The organism is Paraglaciecola sp. IT1134 (assembly GCF_058068185.1).
In genome coordinates, this window is the sequence record NZ_CM176486.1 from 1,535,143 (window position 1) to 1,549,970 (window position 14,828).

Here is a 14,828-nt window from a genome sequence, read left to right on the forward strand (position 1 = left end):
GTGGTGTTATACAGCAAAAAAAAACGGCGCCTTAAGGCGCCGTTTTTATTCACTGGGAACATACATATATGGCTAACAACTATTCTTTATTTTCGATCAGTTGGTTGCCGATTTCAATTTTTCTTGGCTTTTTAGCCTCAGGTACTACCCGCTCAAGATCAACGTGTAGCAGGCCGTTTTCCATATCGGCGGCAAGCACTTTAACGTGGTCACCTAATTGGAAATTACGTTCGAAATTTCGTGCTGAAATGCCTTTGTGAAGAAATTTTCGCTCTTCGTCGTTAGTCGCTTTATTACCGCTAACCTGCAAGGTATTTTCTTGCACTTCGATAGAGACTTCATCTTTTGAAAACCCGGCTACGGCCATAGTTATTCGATACTTATCCTCTGCCAACAACTCTATGTTATAAGGAGGGTAAGAAGATTGTTTTTCGTTTCGTGACGCAGAATCAATCATTGAGGCCAGGTGGTCAAAACCAATGAATGAACGGTATAGTGGAGATAGATCAATATTACGCATTTTGCATATCCTCGTTATGAAGCAATATGTTAATTATGTGCCCCGACTAGCGGCGGCGTTCGTTATTCTGGTATCCAAACCTTCCCCTTAAGCGGGCAAATTCAATTCCGTTGAACTTGGGTAGTCCCTTGCGGCGACTACCCTTTCTATCTAAGGGCAGGGTGATAAGTTTTCAATAGATAGACCTAAAGTATTTCGAATTAAATCTCAAGTAATTGATTTTAATAACTATTATAAATTCATCAAAAACAGTATTAAATTAAATCCCGTAATATACGTTCTGATCTGGGTAAATAATAATGTTCGGGATCCAATGAAATTAATATTTTAAACGCTCTGCCTTGGAGTTCCGCTGCAGGCACAAAACCATAGAATCGCGAATCCGCACTATTGTTACGATTGTCACCCAACACCAGATAGTGCTCATTTGGTACGGTAACAGTCGCAAAACTGTCAGCTGTTTTGTTTGCGGGTATTAAACGGATCTTATGGGTAATTCCAGCTAGCTGTTCGATTAGCTCATTGCTGTCGTTTGTAACGCTGTAGGGGACGGCTTGTCCGTTGATCGTTAATTGATTATTGTCCATGGCGATCCTGTCACCTGGAAGACCTACCAGTCGTTTGACTAATCTGTTATCTGCAGCTTTAGATTTAAATACCACTATATCACCACGCTGTGGTTCTCCGGTTTTCAATAACGCAATATCGGTAAAAGGCAGTTCCAGTTGATAGGCCATTTTATTAACCAGGATCCGGTCACCTTCTACTATGGTGGGCTGCATAGAGCCGCTGGGCACAACATACCAGTCAGCTAAACTGCTACGGGAAGCAAACAAGGCAACGACAAGCAACAAAAATAGTGCATTTTGGCGAACAAGCGTATTTATTTTGGTGACCAGGTTTTTCATATTTTTTCCTTAAAAGCTATTCAGACCGTTTAGGTGTTATGAGGTTCCATACGCCCATTGATGTAGGCTAAATCGGCAGGTGAACAGTATCGGCCAGGCTTGCCTCTACCGCGGCCAGAGCATGGATTTGGGTGGTATCATAAAGAGGCACCTGAGTGTGATTTTGTTGTAACAACAAAGCTATTTCAGTGCATCCCAGGATAATGCCCTGGGCTCCTTTGTTATGCATAGCTGCAATGATTTTAACAAATTGCCGGCGTGATTCATCCAGGGTTTTACCCATACATAATTCGTCATATATAACTTGATGAATTATGTCTTGTTCCAGTGGAGTAGGAACAAGGGTATCAATGCCAAATTTGTTTTTTAAACGGGTTTTAAAAAATGCTTGCTGCATGGTGAACTTGGTTCCTAACAAGCCAATTTTTGTCATTCCATCTTCGACTAATTTTTGTCCTGTGACGTCTGCTATATGTAGCAGGGGAATGCGCACTGCTGCTTGAATCGCATCGGCGACATTGTGCATAGTATTGGTACAGATAAGGAAAAAATCGGCACCAGCGGCTTGTAAACTCTTCGCCGCATCGCTCAGTACTTGGCCCGCTTTGTGCCAATCACCGGTTCGCTGATATTCAGCGATTTCGGCAAAGTCCACACTCACCATTACTATTTTTGCCGAGTGCAACCCGCTGAGTTTGGCGTTGGTTATTAAGTTTATGGCCTGGTAATAACTGGCCGTTGATTCCCAGCTCATGCCACCAATTAAGCCTATGGTTTTCATTTTCTTTTCTCATTGAGTTAGGGGGAAGGCCATAGTGACATAATATAACCTTTAAACAGGCATAAAAAAGCCCACTTAAGTGGGCTTATTCACACAAAGAGAGTTCACTTTATTGTTGAATACCTTCGATATTCAAAGATAACTCTATATGTGTTGATGCTGGGCCCAGGTTTTTGGTTATGCCATAGTCAGCCATAGCGATACGAGTCGTGCCTTCAAAACCCACACGGTATCCGCCCCATGGATCTTTACCTTCACCGATTTTAGTGGCCGTAATAACGATGGGTTTAGTAATGCCATGTAAGGTGAAATCACCGAATATTTTTAGCTTTTCACCGCCGACATCTTCTACTTTTTTGCTGACAAATTTGGCTTTTGGATATTTACTCGTATGTAAAAAATCGTCGCTGCGCAAGTGTTTATCACGTTCAGCGTGGTTTGAATCAACACTTTGTGTGTCAATATTAACCTGGATTTTTGCTTGCTCAGGTTTGGCCGGATCGTAACTGAATTTACCGTCGAAGGTATTAAAACGGCCTGTTAGCCAAGAATAACCTAAGTGTTGTATTTTAAAGTTAATCGATGCGTGAGCGCCGTCATTATCAATAACATAGTCTGCAGCCGATACATTGCCCGACATCATGGCTATCAAGCCTATAGCTAAAAGTGATTTTTTCATTTTTATTCCTTGTTGGTTGTGGGGGTTAGCATTCTGCTAAGAGTTAAGTCTTTATTTATAAAGTGGTGTTTTAAGGCTGCCAGGGCATGTACAGCAGCTAAGCTGATTAAGGTATAGGCCAACCACTCATGGACTGTTCCCGCTAAATCAGCTTGTTCGTCGAATAATTTACCAGCAGAGGGCACGGTGAACCAGTTAAAAACGTCAATGCCCCGCTCATCGGCAGTAGAGATTAAATAACCACTAGAAAACAATGCAAAAATTAATAAATAGAGAACAATATGTGTGACCTTGGCAGCTTGTTGTTCCCATTTAAGGCCTAGCTTGTGCGGCGAAATATGACTGAACCGCCAAGCTAACCTGAAAAGGGTTAAGAGCACTAATAATATGCCAACACTCTTATGGTAGAAAGGTGCGGTTTTATACCACGAACTGTAATAATCCAGCTCTACCATCCACCAACCCGCGGCGAACATGGCAATTACGACCAAAGCGGAAAGCCAATGTATACTGATAGTTAGCCATCCGTAACTGTTCAGGGAATTTTTAATCATAGTGTGATCTAGTCAGACAAATGTAGCGCTACTATATGATTAGAATAAACAGATTAATATGGCTAAAATGTGAAAGTTGTCTTCGATTTAATCGACAAGTCGAATTTATACCGTTCGGTATTGAATGTATCAATAAATTTTGGTGAATGACGTGTTTCGTTCTAACCTCAGCCAACAGTGTTGCTTTGCCCCAATCGGTATAGCCTAATCCCACTTCAGTGAGTTAACCCTCAAATTCAGCTTAGCTACAGGCTGAGTTTCTGACGCCGCTGATCTTAGCTAGGTGGCTACGATGAACGGCGGGCGTAATCTGTTAGGTTATTTATTGTTACTCGCAGTGTGGCGGGTCTGTAATACGTCTATCACGTCGTTCAGTGACAAATCGCTAGCCTGGAGTAAGACGATCAGGTGGTATAACAAATCGGCAGATTCATTTTTAAGCTCGTCGAGATCTTGTACCGTGGCAGCCAGTGCAGTTTCTACACCTTCTTCACCCACTTTTTGGGCAATCCGTTTAATGCCTTTACTAAATAAATGTGCCGTATAGCTGGAATCTGCTGATGCACCTTTGCGCGAGGCAATAACCTGTTCCAGGTGGGCGATAAAACTGAACGATGGGCCTGCGCTATCAAACCAGCAACTCTCGGTGCCCGTATGACACGTGGGGCCATTTGCATGGACCAGTGCCAGTATGGAATCCTGATCGCAATCGGCACTTAGCTCCACTAAATCCAGAGTGTGGCCCGAGGTTTCGCCTTTGGTCCACAGACGCTGTTTGGAGCGACTAAAAAAGGTGACTTTTTTGCTTTTCAGGGTTTGGGTCACTGCGTCGTGATCCATGTAACCCTGCATCAAGACTTTGCCGCTGGTGGCGTCTTGAACTATGCAAGGCAGTAAATTGTCCATTTTTTGCCAGGCGAGCCGGGCAATATTATCTTGGGTAATAATCATTTTATTCTCAACAATGTGTTTGGTTCGCAACTCGCAGTTCGCAACTCGCAGTTTGCAACTCGCAGTTCGCAACTCGCATTTCTCAGCTACCGTTTTTTAATCCCTAATTGCTACCTGCTGCTCACGCAAGTAGGCTTTTAATTCTGGAATGGGAATTATACCTTTGTGAAACACAGAGGCTGCTAATGCGCCATCCACATCCGCTTGAGTAAAGACATCTTTAAAGTGGATTTTTTCACCTGCTCCACCAGAGGCGATAAGTGGCACCTGACAACATTGGCGTATGGCAGCCAGTTGCACGATATCGTAGCCTTGACGCACGCCGTCCTGATTCATACAGTTCAGTACAATCTCACCGGCTCCCCTGTGCTGTACCTCTTTAACCCAATCTGCCGTTTGCCAGGTGGTGACCTGGGTGCGACTTTCATCCCCAGTGTATTGATGTACTTGATACTGACCGGTTTTTTCATTGTAAAAACTGTCAATACCCACTACAACGCATTGCTGACCAAAGGTGTCATGTAACTCGGTGATAAGTTCAGGATAAGCCAGGGCAGGGGAGTTAATCGAAATTTTATCCGCGCCCATTTCCAAAATACGCCCGGCATCCGCAACCGATTTGATGCCACCGGCCACGCAAAATGGAATGTCAATGACCTGAGCAATACGTGTTACCCAACTTTTATCCACCACTCGGCGATCGCTTGAGGCCGTAATATCATAAAAAACCAGTTCATCGGCCCCTTGCTGGGCATATTGCTCAGCAAGGGGCACTATGTCGCCGATGATTTCGTGGTTACGGAATTTAACTCCCTTAACCACTTTGCCATCTTTGACGTCTAAACAGGGGATGATGCGTCTTGCGAGCATAAAAAACCTTTGGTTAAAAACTATGTTAGTGGCTGGTGCAAGCCACGGGTAAATAGGGCATGCACAATTACTATTTTACGCGTTGTAACCAGTTGTGGGTATCAGCTGCCTTGCCCCACTGAATATCATTTAATGCCTGGCGTAGTTTGGCTGTGGTAGGCCCAGGCTCACCAGAACCAACCGTATATTCCCGTTCATTATGGATAAAGGTCCCAACGGGGGTCAACACCGCGGCCGTGCCAGACAGGGCCGCTTCTACGCCGGGTTTGGCAGAGCGTTCTAATAGCTCAGTCACGCTGATATTTCGCTCACTCACAGTCATGCCCATGTCTGCTGCCAGCGTCAAGATAGTGCTGCGCGTGACACCGTGCAGAAATGACGGATCCAGACCCTTGGTAATAATTTCATTGCCATCGATCAATAAAAAGTTAGCGGCGCCGGTTTCTTGCACATCGCCATTGGGACAGAACAGAATTTGGTCGGCATTAACACTGAGCCTGGCTTTAGCAATGGGGCCCAATGCGCTGGCATAGTTTCCACCACTTTTAATCATGCCCATATGCGGTGCACAGCGCATACCGGTTTCATCTAATAATAAGCGTAGAGGTTTGGCACCGCCGGTAAAATAATCGCCAACAGGGGAGAGCAAAACGTACAACATAGACGTCATAGAGGGAGCCGCGGCTTTGCCAATAGACGCTTCGGTTCCAATATGGGTGGGGCGAATATACATAGAGCCCGGAGGCTGAGGCACATCGTCAGCATACTGGGCGACTATCTCCAATATCATTTGCGCCACCTGCTTTTGATCGATTTCAGGTAGCGAGAGCAATTTAGCGCTTTGGGCAAAACGTTTGATATTTTGATCCATGCGAAATACATGTACGCTGCCATCCGCATGACGAAAGGCTTTGAGGCCTTCAAAACAAGTGCTTGAGTAATGTAAAACGTGTGCACCCGGGTGCAACTGCAAGCTATCGGCCGGCACAACTTTAGCCGGACTCCATTGATTGTTCTCGAAAGTGGCTAACGCCATCTGTGGCATAAAAACTGTACCAAATACCGCCATTATTATTTCCTAAATCGTTGAAATCTATGTTTCACCTGGTAAAGCCGCGGTGAACAAACGTATTAATCGTATATTTGCTAATTATTCAGCATGCGCATTTAAGGTGCAATCACTAAGGCAGATCTTGTGCAATTAACCTTAGTGGTTTCATCACCTCAGTCTGCTGTGTGCCAGCTAGTTTTGCCAACAGTCAATGGCTTGGGCAACAGTGAATTTACCTTCCAACAATGCCCGACCCAAAATTACGCCGCTAACCTTGGTGGGTTTAAGCCGGGTAATATCATCTAACTTACCGATACCGCCAGACGCCTGCCACTCAATGGATGGAAAGTTCTCAGTCATTTCTCCATAAAGGGCTTCATTTGCCCCTTGCAGGGTGCCGTCGCGGCTGATATCTGTGCACAATACATGTTTAGCACCTACGGATAGAAAGTCATTGAGCAAGGCTTCCAGGGACACACCTGAGTTTTGTTGCCAGCCGTGAGTGGCAATGAATTTATTGCCACTTTCATCGATGTTAATATCCAGTGCCAATACTATGGCTTCGCTACCGTATTTAGTGATCCATCTTTTAACTAGCTCGGGTTCCTTGACCGCCAACGAACCAATCACAACCCGCTTAACTCCCAGATCTAATAATTGAGCTACATCTTGTTCGCTGCGGATGCCGCCGCCGGCCTGAAATTGCATTCGACCAGTGGCAACCATTTTACCGATTAAGGACAACTGACGTTTGCTGGTATCTTTGGCGCCGGTTAAGTCCACTATATGCAACCACTTAGCACCTTGATCTGCGTAGTCATTGACCACTTCGACGGGATCTAAGGCGTATTGAGTTTTCTGCTCGTAGTCACCTTGATAAAGTCTAACTACTGAGCCGTCGATTAAATCTATTGCGGGTATGATCATAATTTTGCTTATAGCTCGATAAAGTTTTTAAGTAATTGGGCACCGGCGTCGCTGGAGCGTTCAGGATGAAATTGCACACCAAAAAAATTGTCTTTGTGCAAGGCTGCAGAAAATGGCATGCCATATTCCGTAATCGCTAAGGTGTATTCACTGATGGCTACCGCAAAACTGTGTACAAAGTAAAAATAGCTGCCCACGTCTATACCTTTAAATAACGTGTTTTGCTCTGTGGGTGTCACGGTATTCCAACCCATGTGTGGCAAACGCAAATCGCCTACTTGCATGCGCTTTACTTCGCCTGGGATCATTCCCAAACATGGGGTGCTGTCTGCCAGGCTTTCTTCTGAGTAATCAACCATTAACTGCATACCTAAACAGATGCCTAAAACCGGTTGGCTGAGGCCTTGTATGCATGTTTTTAGCTGTTTTAGCTCGATACTTGCCATGGCGGCGTTGGCACTGCCCACGCCGGGTAAAAATACCTTGTCAGCATTTTGAATGATCTGAGTATCGTCCGATACGGTGACTTGCACACCCAGGCGCTCTACGGCAAATTTGACCGAGGAAATATTGGCACAGCCGGTATTGACTATGACGATGTTTTGCATGCTATTACTTTTGCTTATTGGGTCGCTCACTACAGGGTCCCTTTACTGCTAGGCAGCGCTTCGCCTTGTTTGTGAATAGCTTGGCGCAGTGCCCGGCCAAATACTTTAAACAAGCTTTCTACCTGGTGATGGGCGTTGCCCTCAGAGGTAGATAAATGCAAAGACAAACCCATAGCTTGGGCGATCGAATAGAAAAAATGCGAGACCATTTCCGTGGCCATGCCACCGACAGTATCGCGACTAAACTGGGCATCAAATTTCAGATGGGGGCGGTTGGAAATATCCAGAATACATTCCGCCCGACATTCATCCATGGGCAAGGCAAAACCAAAACGGCCGATGCCTCGTTTATCCCCCAAAGCCTTTCTCAAAGCTTCGCCTAAGGCCAGAGCGGTATCTTCTACGCTGTGGTGATCATCAATGTGCAGATCACCATCTACCGATAAATTCAGTTCAAAACCGCCGTGGGTGGCGATCTGATCCAGCATATGGTCAAAAAAACCAATCCCGGTTTGGATAGTGGACTTTGCTGTGGAGTCTAAATCCACCCGCACATGGATATTGGTTTCAGAGGTTTTACGCACCACTTCAGCCACCCGGCTTGAAAGCAAGAGTTGTTTGGCAATCGCTGGCCAGTTATTGTCCACGGGATGGTAACGGATCCCTACTATGCCCATATTTTCTGCTAATTGAATATCGGTTTCACGGTCGCCAATGACAAATGAACGGCTAAAATCCACTTTACCCTGTTGCAAGTAATCTTTTACCAGGCCTAACTTGGGTTTGCGGCAGCTGCAATCATCTTCTGGCAAGTGTGGGCAAATTAATACATCGTCAAAATGTATGCCCTGACTGGCAAAAATAGCCATCATTTTGTCATGTGCCAAATCAAAATCAGCCTGGGGAAAGCTACTCGTCCCCAGACCATCTTGATTAGACACCATGATCAGGCGGAAACCGGCTTGTTGTAACTTGGCTAGTACGGGAATAACCAACGGCTCAAATACCAGTTTTTCCAGGCTATCGAGTTGTTTATCTGTAGGTGGCTCTTCGACCAAAGTACCGTCGCGGTCGATAAAGAGAATAGATTGCTGAGATAAGGACACGTTAGGCCTCCTGCTTGGTTGACTGATTAGCGAAATAATGGCGGATTTCTGCCAGTAACTGGCTGTTTTGTTGTTCGTTACCCACTGTAATACGCAAGCAGTGGTTTAAGTTCAGTTGTTTGGACTGGTCACGGATCAAGATCCCTTTACTGACCAGATGATCCATCAAGGCCTGTTTGTGGGCACTGCGAAACAAGACGAAGTTAGCTTTATCATCTCCTACTAGTTCAACTTGTGGTAACTGTCGCAATGCGTTTGTGAGTTTGTTTTTCTCACTTTGAATGCTGGCCACTTGTTCTTCAAGCAGACTTAGGCTTTGTGCACTTAAGGCTTGGGCGGCGATCTGTGCTACCGGCTCAGCAATGGGGTAAGGTGCAATCACTTTCATCAGAGCTTGTATAATGGGTGCTTGTGCGAGGGTGAACCCACAACGTAAACCCGCCAGGGCAAACGCCTTGGACAAGGTGCGTAAGATAGCAATATTCGCGTAGCTTTGCAGCTCACTTGCCCAGCTATTGTCTTTATCAAACTCGATATAGGCTTCATCGATAACGACTATGGCACTGTCGGCGAAGTGCTCAATAACCTCACGTAGCTGGGCCTTATCCACAGTCGTGCCGGTGGGGTTATTCGGCGAACAGATAAAAACCAGGTTAACCTTACCTTTAAATGCCTTGATCGCCTGTATATTCAAGGAGAAATCCGTCAGTAACGGCGCAGTTTTTATGTCCACATCACAGGTTTCGGCACTGATGGCGTACATACCATAAGTTGGTGGGCAAATAAGAATACTGTCTTTGCCTGGTGTACAAAAGGCACGAATAAGTAGCTCAATACCTTCATCTGCTCCACGACTCACCAATAACTGGTCGTGGGTAATACCGGCATAGGCTGCATAAGCATCGATAACCGCGGGTGGCTGACAATCGGGATAGCGATTAAAACGCTGGGTATCAATATCATAGGGGTTGGCAAAAGGAGATTCATTGGCATTGAGCCAAATCTGTCTATTTTCACCTTGACCGCTTGCAAATAATCGCCGGGCAGATTCATAGGGTTTTAGCCCTTTGATATTGTCATTTAAAAGAGATGTGATTAACTTACTCACCCTGTACTCCCTTAGTTTGATTTATTGCAAATAGGCGCAAGGCTACCGCTTGTTTATGGGCGTCTAACCCTTCTGCATCGGCTAAATCCATAATCGACTCAGCGATATTTTGCAAGCCAGTTGCGCTGAGTTCTTGTACGGTATAGCGGCGAATAAAATCAGCAACGCCCAGGCTTGAATAATTGCGTGCATATCCGTAAGTGGGTAATACATGATTGGTGCCACTGGCGTAATCGCCAGCAGATTCAGGGGACCATTTACCCACAAAAATTGATCCTGCGTTGTAGATAGTGGCCAAACAATCCCGAGGGGCTTCAACCTGCAAGATTAAATGCTCAGGTGCATACTGATTACTGACCTCGATGGAGGTTGCCAGTGAATCCGTCAAGATAAATCGGCTGTGAGCCATGGCTTGAGTCGCAATATCTTTGCGGCTCAAGCGGGGGATTTGACTGTCGACCTGGCTTTTCACCTCGGCTATCAACGCTGGGCTATCACACACCAAAATGGCCTGGGAGTCTGCACCATGTTCCGCTTGTGATAACAAATCGGCTGCCACAAAAACCGGATTAGCCCGGCTATCGGCTATAACTAGTACTTCAGAAGGGCCGGCGGGCATATCAATAGCAGGGCCAGCGGGAATTCGGCTCACTTGTTGTTTGGCTTCAGTGACAAAACTGTTGCCCGGGCCAAATATTTTATCGACTTTAGCGATAGTCTCAGTGCCTAAAGCTAAAGCGGCAATGGCTTGAGCGCCCCCGACTAAGTATATTTCGTTGATATCACACAAACTGGCTGCATAACGTATTTCTGCAGGTACCTCACCTTGTTTATTTGGCGGTGTGCAAAGCACTTTTCGCGGGCAGCCTGCTACTTGGGCGGTCACGCCTAACATAAGTACTGTTGATATCAGTGGCGCACTGCCTCCTGGGATATACAAACCAACAGATCCAAGCGGTGCATGTTTTAGTTCACAGACGACCCCGGGCGCAGTCTCAACTTTGACATCCACCGGATATTGGGCTTGATGGAAGGCGCGTATGTTGGCATAGGCTTTATCGATTGCAGCTTTTACTGAAGCACTGACTTCGCTTTGCAAATTTACCAATGCATTCGGAGCTAAGGTTAGGGTATTTAACTGAATGCCGTCAAAACGAGCTGTCAGTTCACGCAGCGCATCATCACCGTTGGCGGCTACGTGCTGAATAATCTCAGCCACGGCATTACTTAGTTTTTTGTTGTCAGCCATTGCTGGACGACTTAATAACACCTGTTGTTGGCCCCGATTTAGGCCCGACCATGTTTGCATTTTGTCTATCTCTCTTCCTGCTTTTGTTAGCAACGGTATAACCTTAAGCGCGATATTGAGTGCGCTTAACTATTCAACTAGCCCATCATTTTCTCAATGGGCATTACTAAAATTGAACTACAGCCCAAAGCTTTCAACTTTTCCATGGTTTCCCAAAACAGGGTTTCTGAACTGACTACATGCACGGCAACGGTTTTATCGTCTGCCGCCAGGGGCAAAATCGTTGGGTTACTTGAGCCTGGTAATAAACTTTTCACTTGTTCAAGGTAGGCTTTGGGAGCATGCAGCATGATGTATTTGCTTTCCTTGGCCTGCATCACGCCATCAATTCTGGGTAATAAGCGGTTGATGAGTTGTTGCTTGGCTTCCGGTAACTGACCGGCACGTTGGATCAGCACGGCTTTTGATTGAAAGATTTCCTCTTCTTCTTTTAAACCGTTGGCTTCGAGCGTTGCGCCTGTGGATACCAGATCACAGATTGCATCGGCGACCCCTGCTCGGGGTGCGACTTCAACGGACCCGGTCAGCATTACGGCACTGGCATTAACCTTGTTTGCCTTGAAAAAACGCTCAAGCAAATAGGGGTAGGTGGTGGCAACTTTTTTGCCTTCCAACGACTGTACACCCTGATAATCAAACTCGTTAGGTACCGCAATTGACAAACGACAGCCACCATAATCCAGACGGCGTAACGTTGTGAAATCATACTCTTTACCCGAGGCTTTGCGCTCAAGCATTTTTTCTTCCAGTTCGTTTTCCCCGATAAATCCTAAATCCACCACACCATCCATGACTAAACCCGGAATATCGTCATCTCGCACCCGCAACAAATCGATGGGTTGATTGGTCGAATGAGCGATCAACAAACGGTCACGGATCTGCAATTTAATGCCTATGGCTTTTAATAAGGCAATACTGTCGTCGCTCAAGCGTCCGGATTTCTGGATTGCGATACGTAATCTTTTGCTATCACTCATAGGTTATTTGTCCTGTTTTATATCTGTGTTAATCAATTGGTGTCTAAAGACCTAATATTATGTTTGAGTTTTCAAAGCCTTAAACGAAAAACCCCCGGAAGTTTCCTTCCAGGGGCTTGTAATTCTTTACGCCATAGGAAGGAATCAATAGACCTTCCAGCACGAACCTGAAAGGTTATGCCATATGATGGTGGTTGTTCGTTTGCGTATATGAATTTAACATTGTAATTTTATGGTCGTTGTTCGACTGAGGGCGCAAACATTAGCGAATCAGTCAGCCTATTGCAACAGTAATTTACACTGATGGGGGCACAAAAGTAACAAGCGTAATGAAAGGCATAAGTTACAGCGAAAAAGAATAGAAATAGCCGGTTTTTGATGGTTTGCAAGACTTGCATTTTTGCTGGATACTTGCTGGATACAGGTAAATTGAACTTGTTTGTTCAATTTAAATCTATAATTGTAGGATTTTTTTAAGGTTTATTCTCACAGCTATCATGGTTGTGTAGGATTGTTAATCTTGCTAGTGCTTAGAGGGCGTGACAGGTGACTACCGATTTACTTTTTTCCATATTGCCCAGAGAGGGCAAAGTGCCCATTGCTCATGATGAGCAAAAGGTACAAAAGGTCAATAAAGAAACGGCATTGCGTCAAATAAACGAAGACGATAAACCCGTTAACTTTAACCGCCGAAAAGCGGGGAGCGGTAAAAGACGTAGTGGTAATCGCTCTGGTCAAAAGGATAGACGCTCTTCTGATCTTAGGCGGGGTAAACGGATCGTACAGAAGGCAAAGGAGTCGCTTAGTGAAAAAGCCCCTGTAGTTGAGCCAGCAGAAGAGCCAAAACAGCTTAAAGGACCCAAACATCTGGACTTGTATGTATGAGACTTGTTGATGGCTGAGCAATTTGTATGCTGGAGGTGTGGGGCCCAACTGGTGGGGGTCATTTTACCCATGTCGCGCCGCGAAGAATGCCACCAATGCCACAGCGATCAGCATGTATGCAAGTTATGTATACATTACGACAATGCCAGTCGCACCAGTTGCCTGGAAGATCGTGCAGAATACGTTATCGATCGTGAAAGGGCCAATTTCTGCGATTATTTCTCCCCTTCTACTGCAGCGTTTAGCGCGAGTGCCACGTATAAGCAACAACAAGCAAAAGCCAAGCTGGCAGCCTTATTTGACGATGAGACGCCACCCATAATCTCGCCTAAGAGTGAAGAGACTACCCAGGTGACAGAACATAGCCAAACTGAAACCCCTAGTGAAATCGCCGAACGAAAGCTACGCGAGCTATTGGGCGATTGATGGCTAAATATTTTATGCCAACCAATAATATATTGCTGAACGACCTTAAATAACTCCCCCGGCTGGGCCTAGCCGACTCCCCTGTTTGGTATAAAAGCAGGCTAAATTTGACAAATTTTCAACATTACCTTAACTTATGTCTTATATAAGATATAATATTGTCTATTAACAGCCAAAGCAGGAAAAATATACATGTCATTAAGTCAGACAACAATGCCTAAAGTTGGGTTCGGCCTGTGGAAGATCTCTCAGGATATATGTGCCGACGCTGTATACACAGCAATCAAAGCCGGTTACCGCCATTTCGATAGTGCCTGTGACTATGGCAATGAGGTGCAGGTAGGTGAAGGCATTAAACGCGCTATAGAAGAGGGGATTTGTACCCGTGAAGATTTATGGATCACCTCAAAACTATGGAACACCTATCACGCTAAGGAACATGTACAGTTAGGCATAGAGCGCAGCCTTTGTGACTTACAGCTTGATTATTTAGACCTATATTTGATTCACTTCCCGATTGCCCAGCCGTTTGTAGACTTTGACGATCGTTATCCCCCTGAGTGGATCGCCGATCCAAGTGCACAAAACCCAAAAATGGAATTGGCTCCCGTGCCGCTTTATGAAACCTGGCATGCAATGGAAGCGTTAGTTGAAAAAGGTTTAACTAAGGAAATTGGTGTATGTAATTACAACACGGGTTTGCTTAACGACTTAATGGCCTATGCCAAAATTAAACCTGCTATGTTGCAAGTTGAGTCACACCCATATTTGACTCAAGAGCGCCTGATGAAATTGGCCAAGCAATACGACATACAGGTTACCGCGTTTTCACCTCTTGGTGCGTTGTCTTACCTTGAGTTAGATATGGCAGGTGCCGCTGAATCGGTATTGGAACAAAATGTGGTAAAAGCAGCCGCTGAGCGTTTGGGCAAAACACCCGCGCAAGTGGTACTTCGCTGGGGCGTACAGCGTGGTAATGCCATTATTCCTAAAACCTCTCGGCCTGAGCGTTTAGCGGAAAACCAAGCCATTTTTGACTTCGAACTCACGCAGCGAGAAATGGACGATATCAGTGCCCTTAACAGTCATCGCCGCTTTAACGATCCAGGTGATTTCTGTGAAGCCGCATTCAATACTTTTTATCCAATTTACGATTAGGGTGTAATCA

General features: G+C 45.4%; 17 protein-coding genes and 1 other annotated feature. Of the genes, 3 read left to right on the forward strand and 14 right to left on the reverse strand.

Translation table 11 applies throughout. From position 1 onward, the window contains the following. Positions 1-79: 79 nt before the first annotated feature. From AC3RV5_RS06625 to hisG, 14 genes are all read right to left on the reverse strand, one after another. Positions 80-520 (reverse strand): Hsp20 family protein, encoded by a 441-nt coding sequence (locus tag AC3RV5_RS06625; RefSeq protein ID WP_489731166.1) that lies wholly within the window; start codon positions 518-520, stop codon positions 80-82. Positions 521-774: 254 nt separating this feature from the next. Beyond that, positions 775-1,428: a signal peptidase I gene (gene lepB / locus AC3RV5_RS06630; protein ID WP_489731167.1), complete on the reverse strand. Its 654-nt coding sequence runs from the start codon at positions 1,426-1,428 to the stop codon at positions 775-777. 67 nt (positions 1,429-1,495) lie between these two features. Continuing rightward, on the reverse strand, positions 1,496-2,209 hold the full coding sequence (locus tag AC3RV5_RS06635; RefSeq protein ID WP_489731168.1) for an aspartate/glutamate racemase family protein: 714 nt from the start codon (positions 2,207-2,209) through the stop codon (positions 1,496-1,498). 109 nt (positions 2,210-2,318) lie between these two features. Further along, the gene (locus AC3RV5_RS06640; RefSeq protein ID WP_489731169.1) at positions 2,319-2,888 is read right to left on the reverse strand and encodes a YceI family protein; all 570 of its coding nucleotides are present in this window, start codon (positions 2,886-2,888) and stop codon (positions 2,319-2,321) included. Between the two features lie 2 nt (positions 2,889-2,890). Beyond that, complete coding sequence (locus AC3RV5_RS06645; RefSeq protein WP_489731170.1) at positions 2,891-3,442, reverse strand: cytochrome b; 552 nt, start codon at positions 3,440-3,442, stop codon at positions 2,891-2,893. Positions 3,443-3,760: 318 nt separating this feature from the next. Further along, on the reverse strand, positions 3,761-4,393 hold the full coding sequence (hisIE, locus tag AC3RV5_RS06650; RefSeq protein ID WP_489731171.1) for a bifunctional phosphoribosyl-AMP cyclohydrolase/phosphoribosyl-ATP diphosphatase HisIE: 633 nt from the start codon (positions 4,391-4,393) through the stop codon (positions 3,761-3,763). Positions 4,394-4,489: 96 nt separating this feature from the next. Further along, on the reverse strand, positions 4,490-5,263 hold the full coding sequence (gene hisF, locus AC3RV5_RS06655; RefSeq protein WP_489731172.1) for an imidazole glycerol phosphate synthase subunit HisF: 774 nt from the start codon (positions 5,261-5,263) through the stop codon (positions 4,490-4,492). A gap of 70 nt (positions 5,264-5,333) precedes the next feature. Then, complete coding sequence (locus AC3RV5_RS06660; protein WP_489731173.1) at positions 5,334-6,332, reverse strand: branched-chain amino acid aminotransferase; 999 nt, start codon at positions 6,330-6,332, stop codon at positions 5,334-5,336. Positions 6,333-6,506: 174 nt separating this feature from the next. Next, positions 6,507-7,241 carry a 1-(5-phosphoribosyl)-5-[(5-phosphoribosylamino)methylideneamino]imidazole-4-carboxamide isomerase gene (hisA, locus tag AC3RV5_RS06665; protein WP_489731174.1) on the reverse strand — a complete coding sequence of 245 codons (735 nt, stop codon included), beginning with the start codon at positions 7,239-7,241 and terminating at the stop codon, positions 6,507-6,509. Positions 7,242-7,249: 8 nt separating this feature from the next. After that, positions 7,250-7,849, reverse strand: a complete 600-nt coding sequence (gene hisH, locus AC3RV5_RS06670; RefSeq protein ID WP_489732106.1) for an imidazole glycerol phosphate synthase subunit HisH — start codon at positions 7,847-7,849, stop codon at positions 7,250-7,252. 29 nt (positions 7,850-7,878) lie between these two features. Continuing rightward, entirely contained in the window at positions 7,879-8,955 is a 1,077-nt protein-coding gene (gene hisB, locus AC3RV5_RS06675; protein ID WP_489731175.1) for a bifunctional histidinol-phosphatase/imidazoleglycerol-phosphate dehydratase HisB, read from the reverse strand. A gap of 1 nt (position 8,956) precedes the next feature. Then, complete coding sequence (hisC, locus tag AC3RV5_RS06680; protein ID WP_489731176.1) at positions 8,957-10,063, reverse strand: histidinol-phosphate transaminase; 1,107 nt, start codon at positions 10,061-10,063, stop codon at positions 8,957-8,959. After that, a complete protein-coding gene (gene hisD, locus AC3RV5_RS06685; RefSeq protein WP_489731177.1) occupies positions 10,056-11,372 on the reverse strand; it encodes a histidinol dehydrogenase in 1,317 nt (438 codons plus the stop codon). The genes hisC and hisD overlap by 8 nt, the downstream gene beginning before the upstream one ends. Before the next feature lie 77 nt (positions 11,373-11,449). After that, positions 11,450-12,349: an ATP phosphoribosyltransferase gene (hisG, locus tag AC3RV5_RS06690; RefSeq protein ID WP_489731178.1), complete on the reverse strand. Its 900-nt coding sequence runs from the start codon at positions 12,347-12,349 to the stop codon at positions 11,450-11,452. Between the two features lie 86 nt (positions 12,350-12,435). Then, positions 12,436-12,549, reverse strand: a sequence feature (His leader region). 346 nt (positions 12,550-12,895) lie between these two features. Between hisG and AC3RV5_RS06695 the strand changes: the two genes are divergently transcribed. The 3 genes from AC3RV5_RS06695 (at position 12,896) to AC3RV5_RS06705 (ending at position 14,818) form a co-directional block, all read left to right on the forward strand. Continuing rightward, entirely contained in the window at positions 12,896-13,234 is a 339-nt protein-coding gene (locus AC3RV5_RS06695) for a hypothetical protein (RefSeq protein WP_489731179.1), read from the forward strand. 9 nt (positions 13,235-13,243) lie between these two features. Continuing rightward, positions 13,244-13,660, forward strand: coding sequence for a hypothetical protein (locus AC3RV5_RS06700; RefSeq protein ID WP_489731180.1), 417 nt, complete (start codon positions 13,244-13,246; stop codon positions 13,658-13,660). A gap of 192 nt (positions 13,661-13,852) precedes the next feature. Further along, positions 13,853-14,818 (forward strand): aldo/keto reductase, encoded by a 966-nt coding sequence (locus AC3RV5_RS06705; protein WP_489731181.1) that lies wholly within the window; start codon positions 13,853-13,855, stop codon positions 14,816-14,818. Positions 14,819-14,828 lie beyond the last annotated feature (10 nt).

What these genes read in the sequence shown, in the direction of transcription:
- hisF (WP_489731172.1), bottom strand. Translation starts at nt 5,263, where the DNA reads ATGCTCGCAAGACGCATCATCCCCTGTTTAGACGTCAAAGATGGCAAA.
- hisD (WP_489731177.1), bottom strand. Translation starts at nt 11,372, where the DNA reads ATGCAAACATGGTCGGGCCTAAATCGGGGCCAACAACAGGTGTTATTA.
- AC3RV5_RS06640 (WP_489731169.1), bottom strand. Translation starts at nt 2,888, where the DNA reads ATGAAAAAATCACTTTTAGCTATAGGCTTGATAGCCATGATGTCGGGC.
- hisA (WP_489731174.1), bottom strand. Translation starts at nt 7,241, where the DNA reads ATGATCATACCCGCAATAGATTTAATCGACGGCTCAGTAGTTAGACTT.
- lepB (WP_489731167.1), bottom strand. Translation starts at nt 1,428, where the DNA reads ATGAAAAACCTGGTCACCAAAATAAATACGCTTGTTCGCCAAAATGCA.
- AC3RV5_RS06645 (WP_489731170.1), bottom strand. Translation starts at nt 3,442, where the DNA reads ATGATTAAAAATTCCCTGAACAGTTACGGATGGCTAACTATCAGTATA.
- hisH (WP_489732106.1), bottom strand. Translation starts at nt 7,849, where the DNA reads ATGCAAAACATCGTCATAGTCAATACCGGCTGTGCCAATATTTCCTCG.
- AC3RV5_RS06660 (WP_489731173.1), bottom strand. Translation starts at nt 6,332, where the DNA reads ATGGCGGTATTTGGTACAGTTTTTATGCCACAGATGGCGTTAGCCACT.
- AC3RV5_RS06700 (WP_489731180.1), top strand. Translation starts at nt 13,244, where the DNA reads ATGGCTGAGCAATTTGTATGCTGGAGGTGTGGGGCCCAACTGGTGGGG.
- hisG (WP_489731178.1), bottom strand. Translation starts at nt 12,349, where the DNA reads ATGAGTGATAGCAAAAGATTACGTATCGCAATCCAGAAATCCGGACGC.
- AC3RV5_RS06705 (WP_489731181.1), top strand. Translation starts at nt 13,853, where the DNA reads ATGTCATTAAGTCAGACAACAATGCCTAAAGTTGGGTTCGGCCTGTGG.
- AC3RV5_RS06625 (WP_489731166.1), bottom strand. Translation starts at nt 520, where the DNA reads ATGCGTAATATTGATCTATCTCCACTATACCGTTCATTCATTGGTTTT.
- hisIE (WP_489731171.1), bottom strand. Translation starts at nt 4,393, where the DNA reads ATGATTATTACCCAAGATAATATTGCCCGGCTCGCCTGGCAAAAAATG.
- AC3RV5_RS06635 (WP_489731168.1), bottom strand. Translation starts at nt 2,209, where the DNA reads ATGAAAACCATAGGCTTAATTGGTGGCATGAGCTGGGAATCAACGGCC.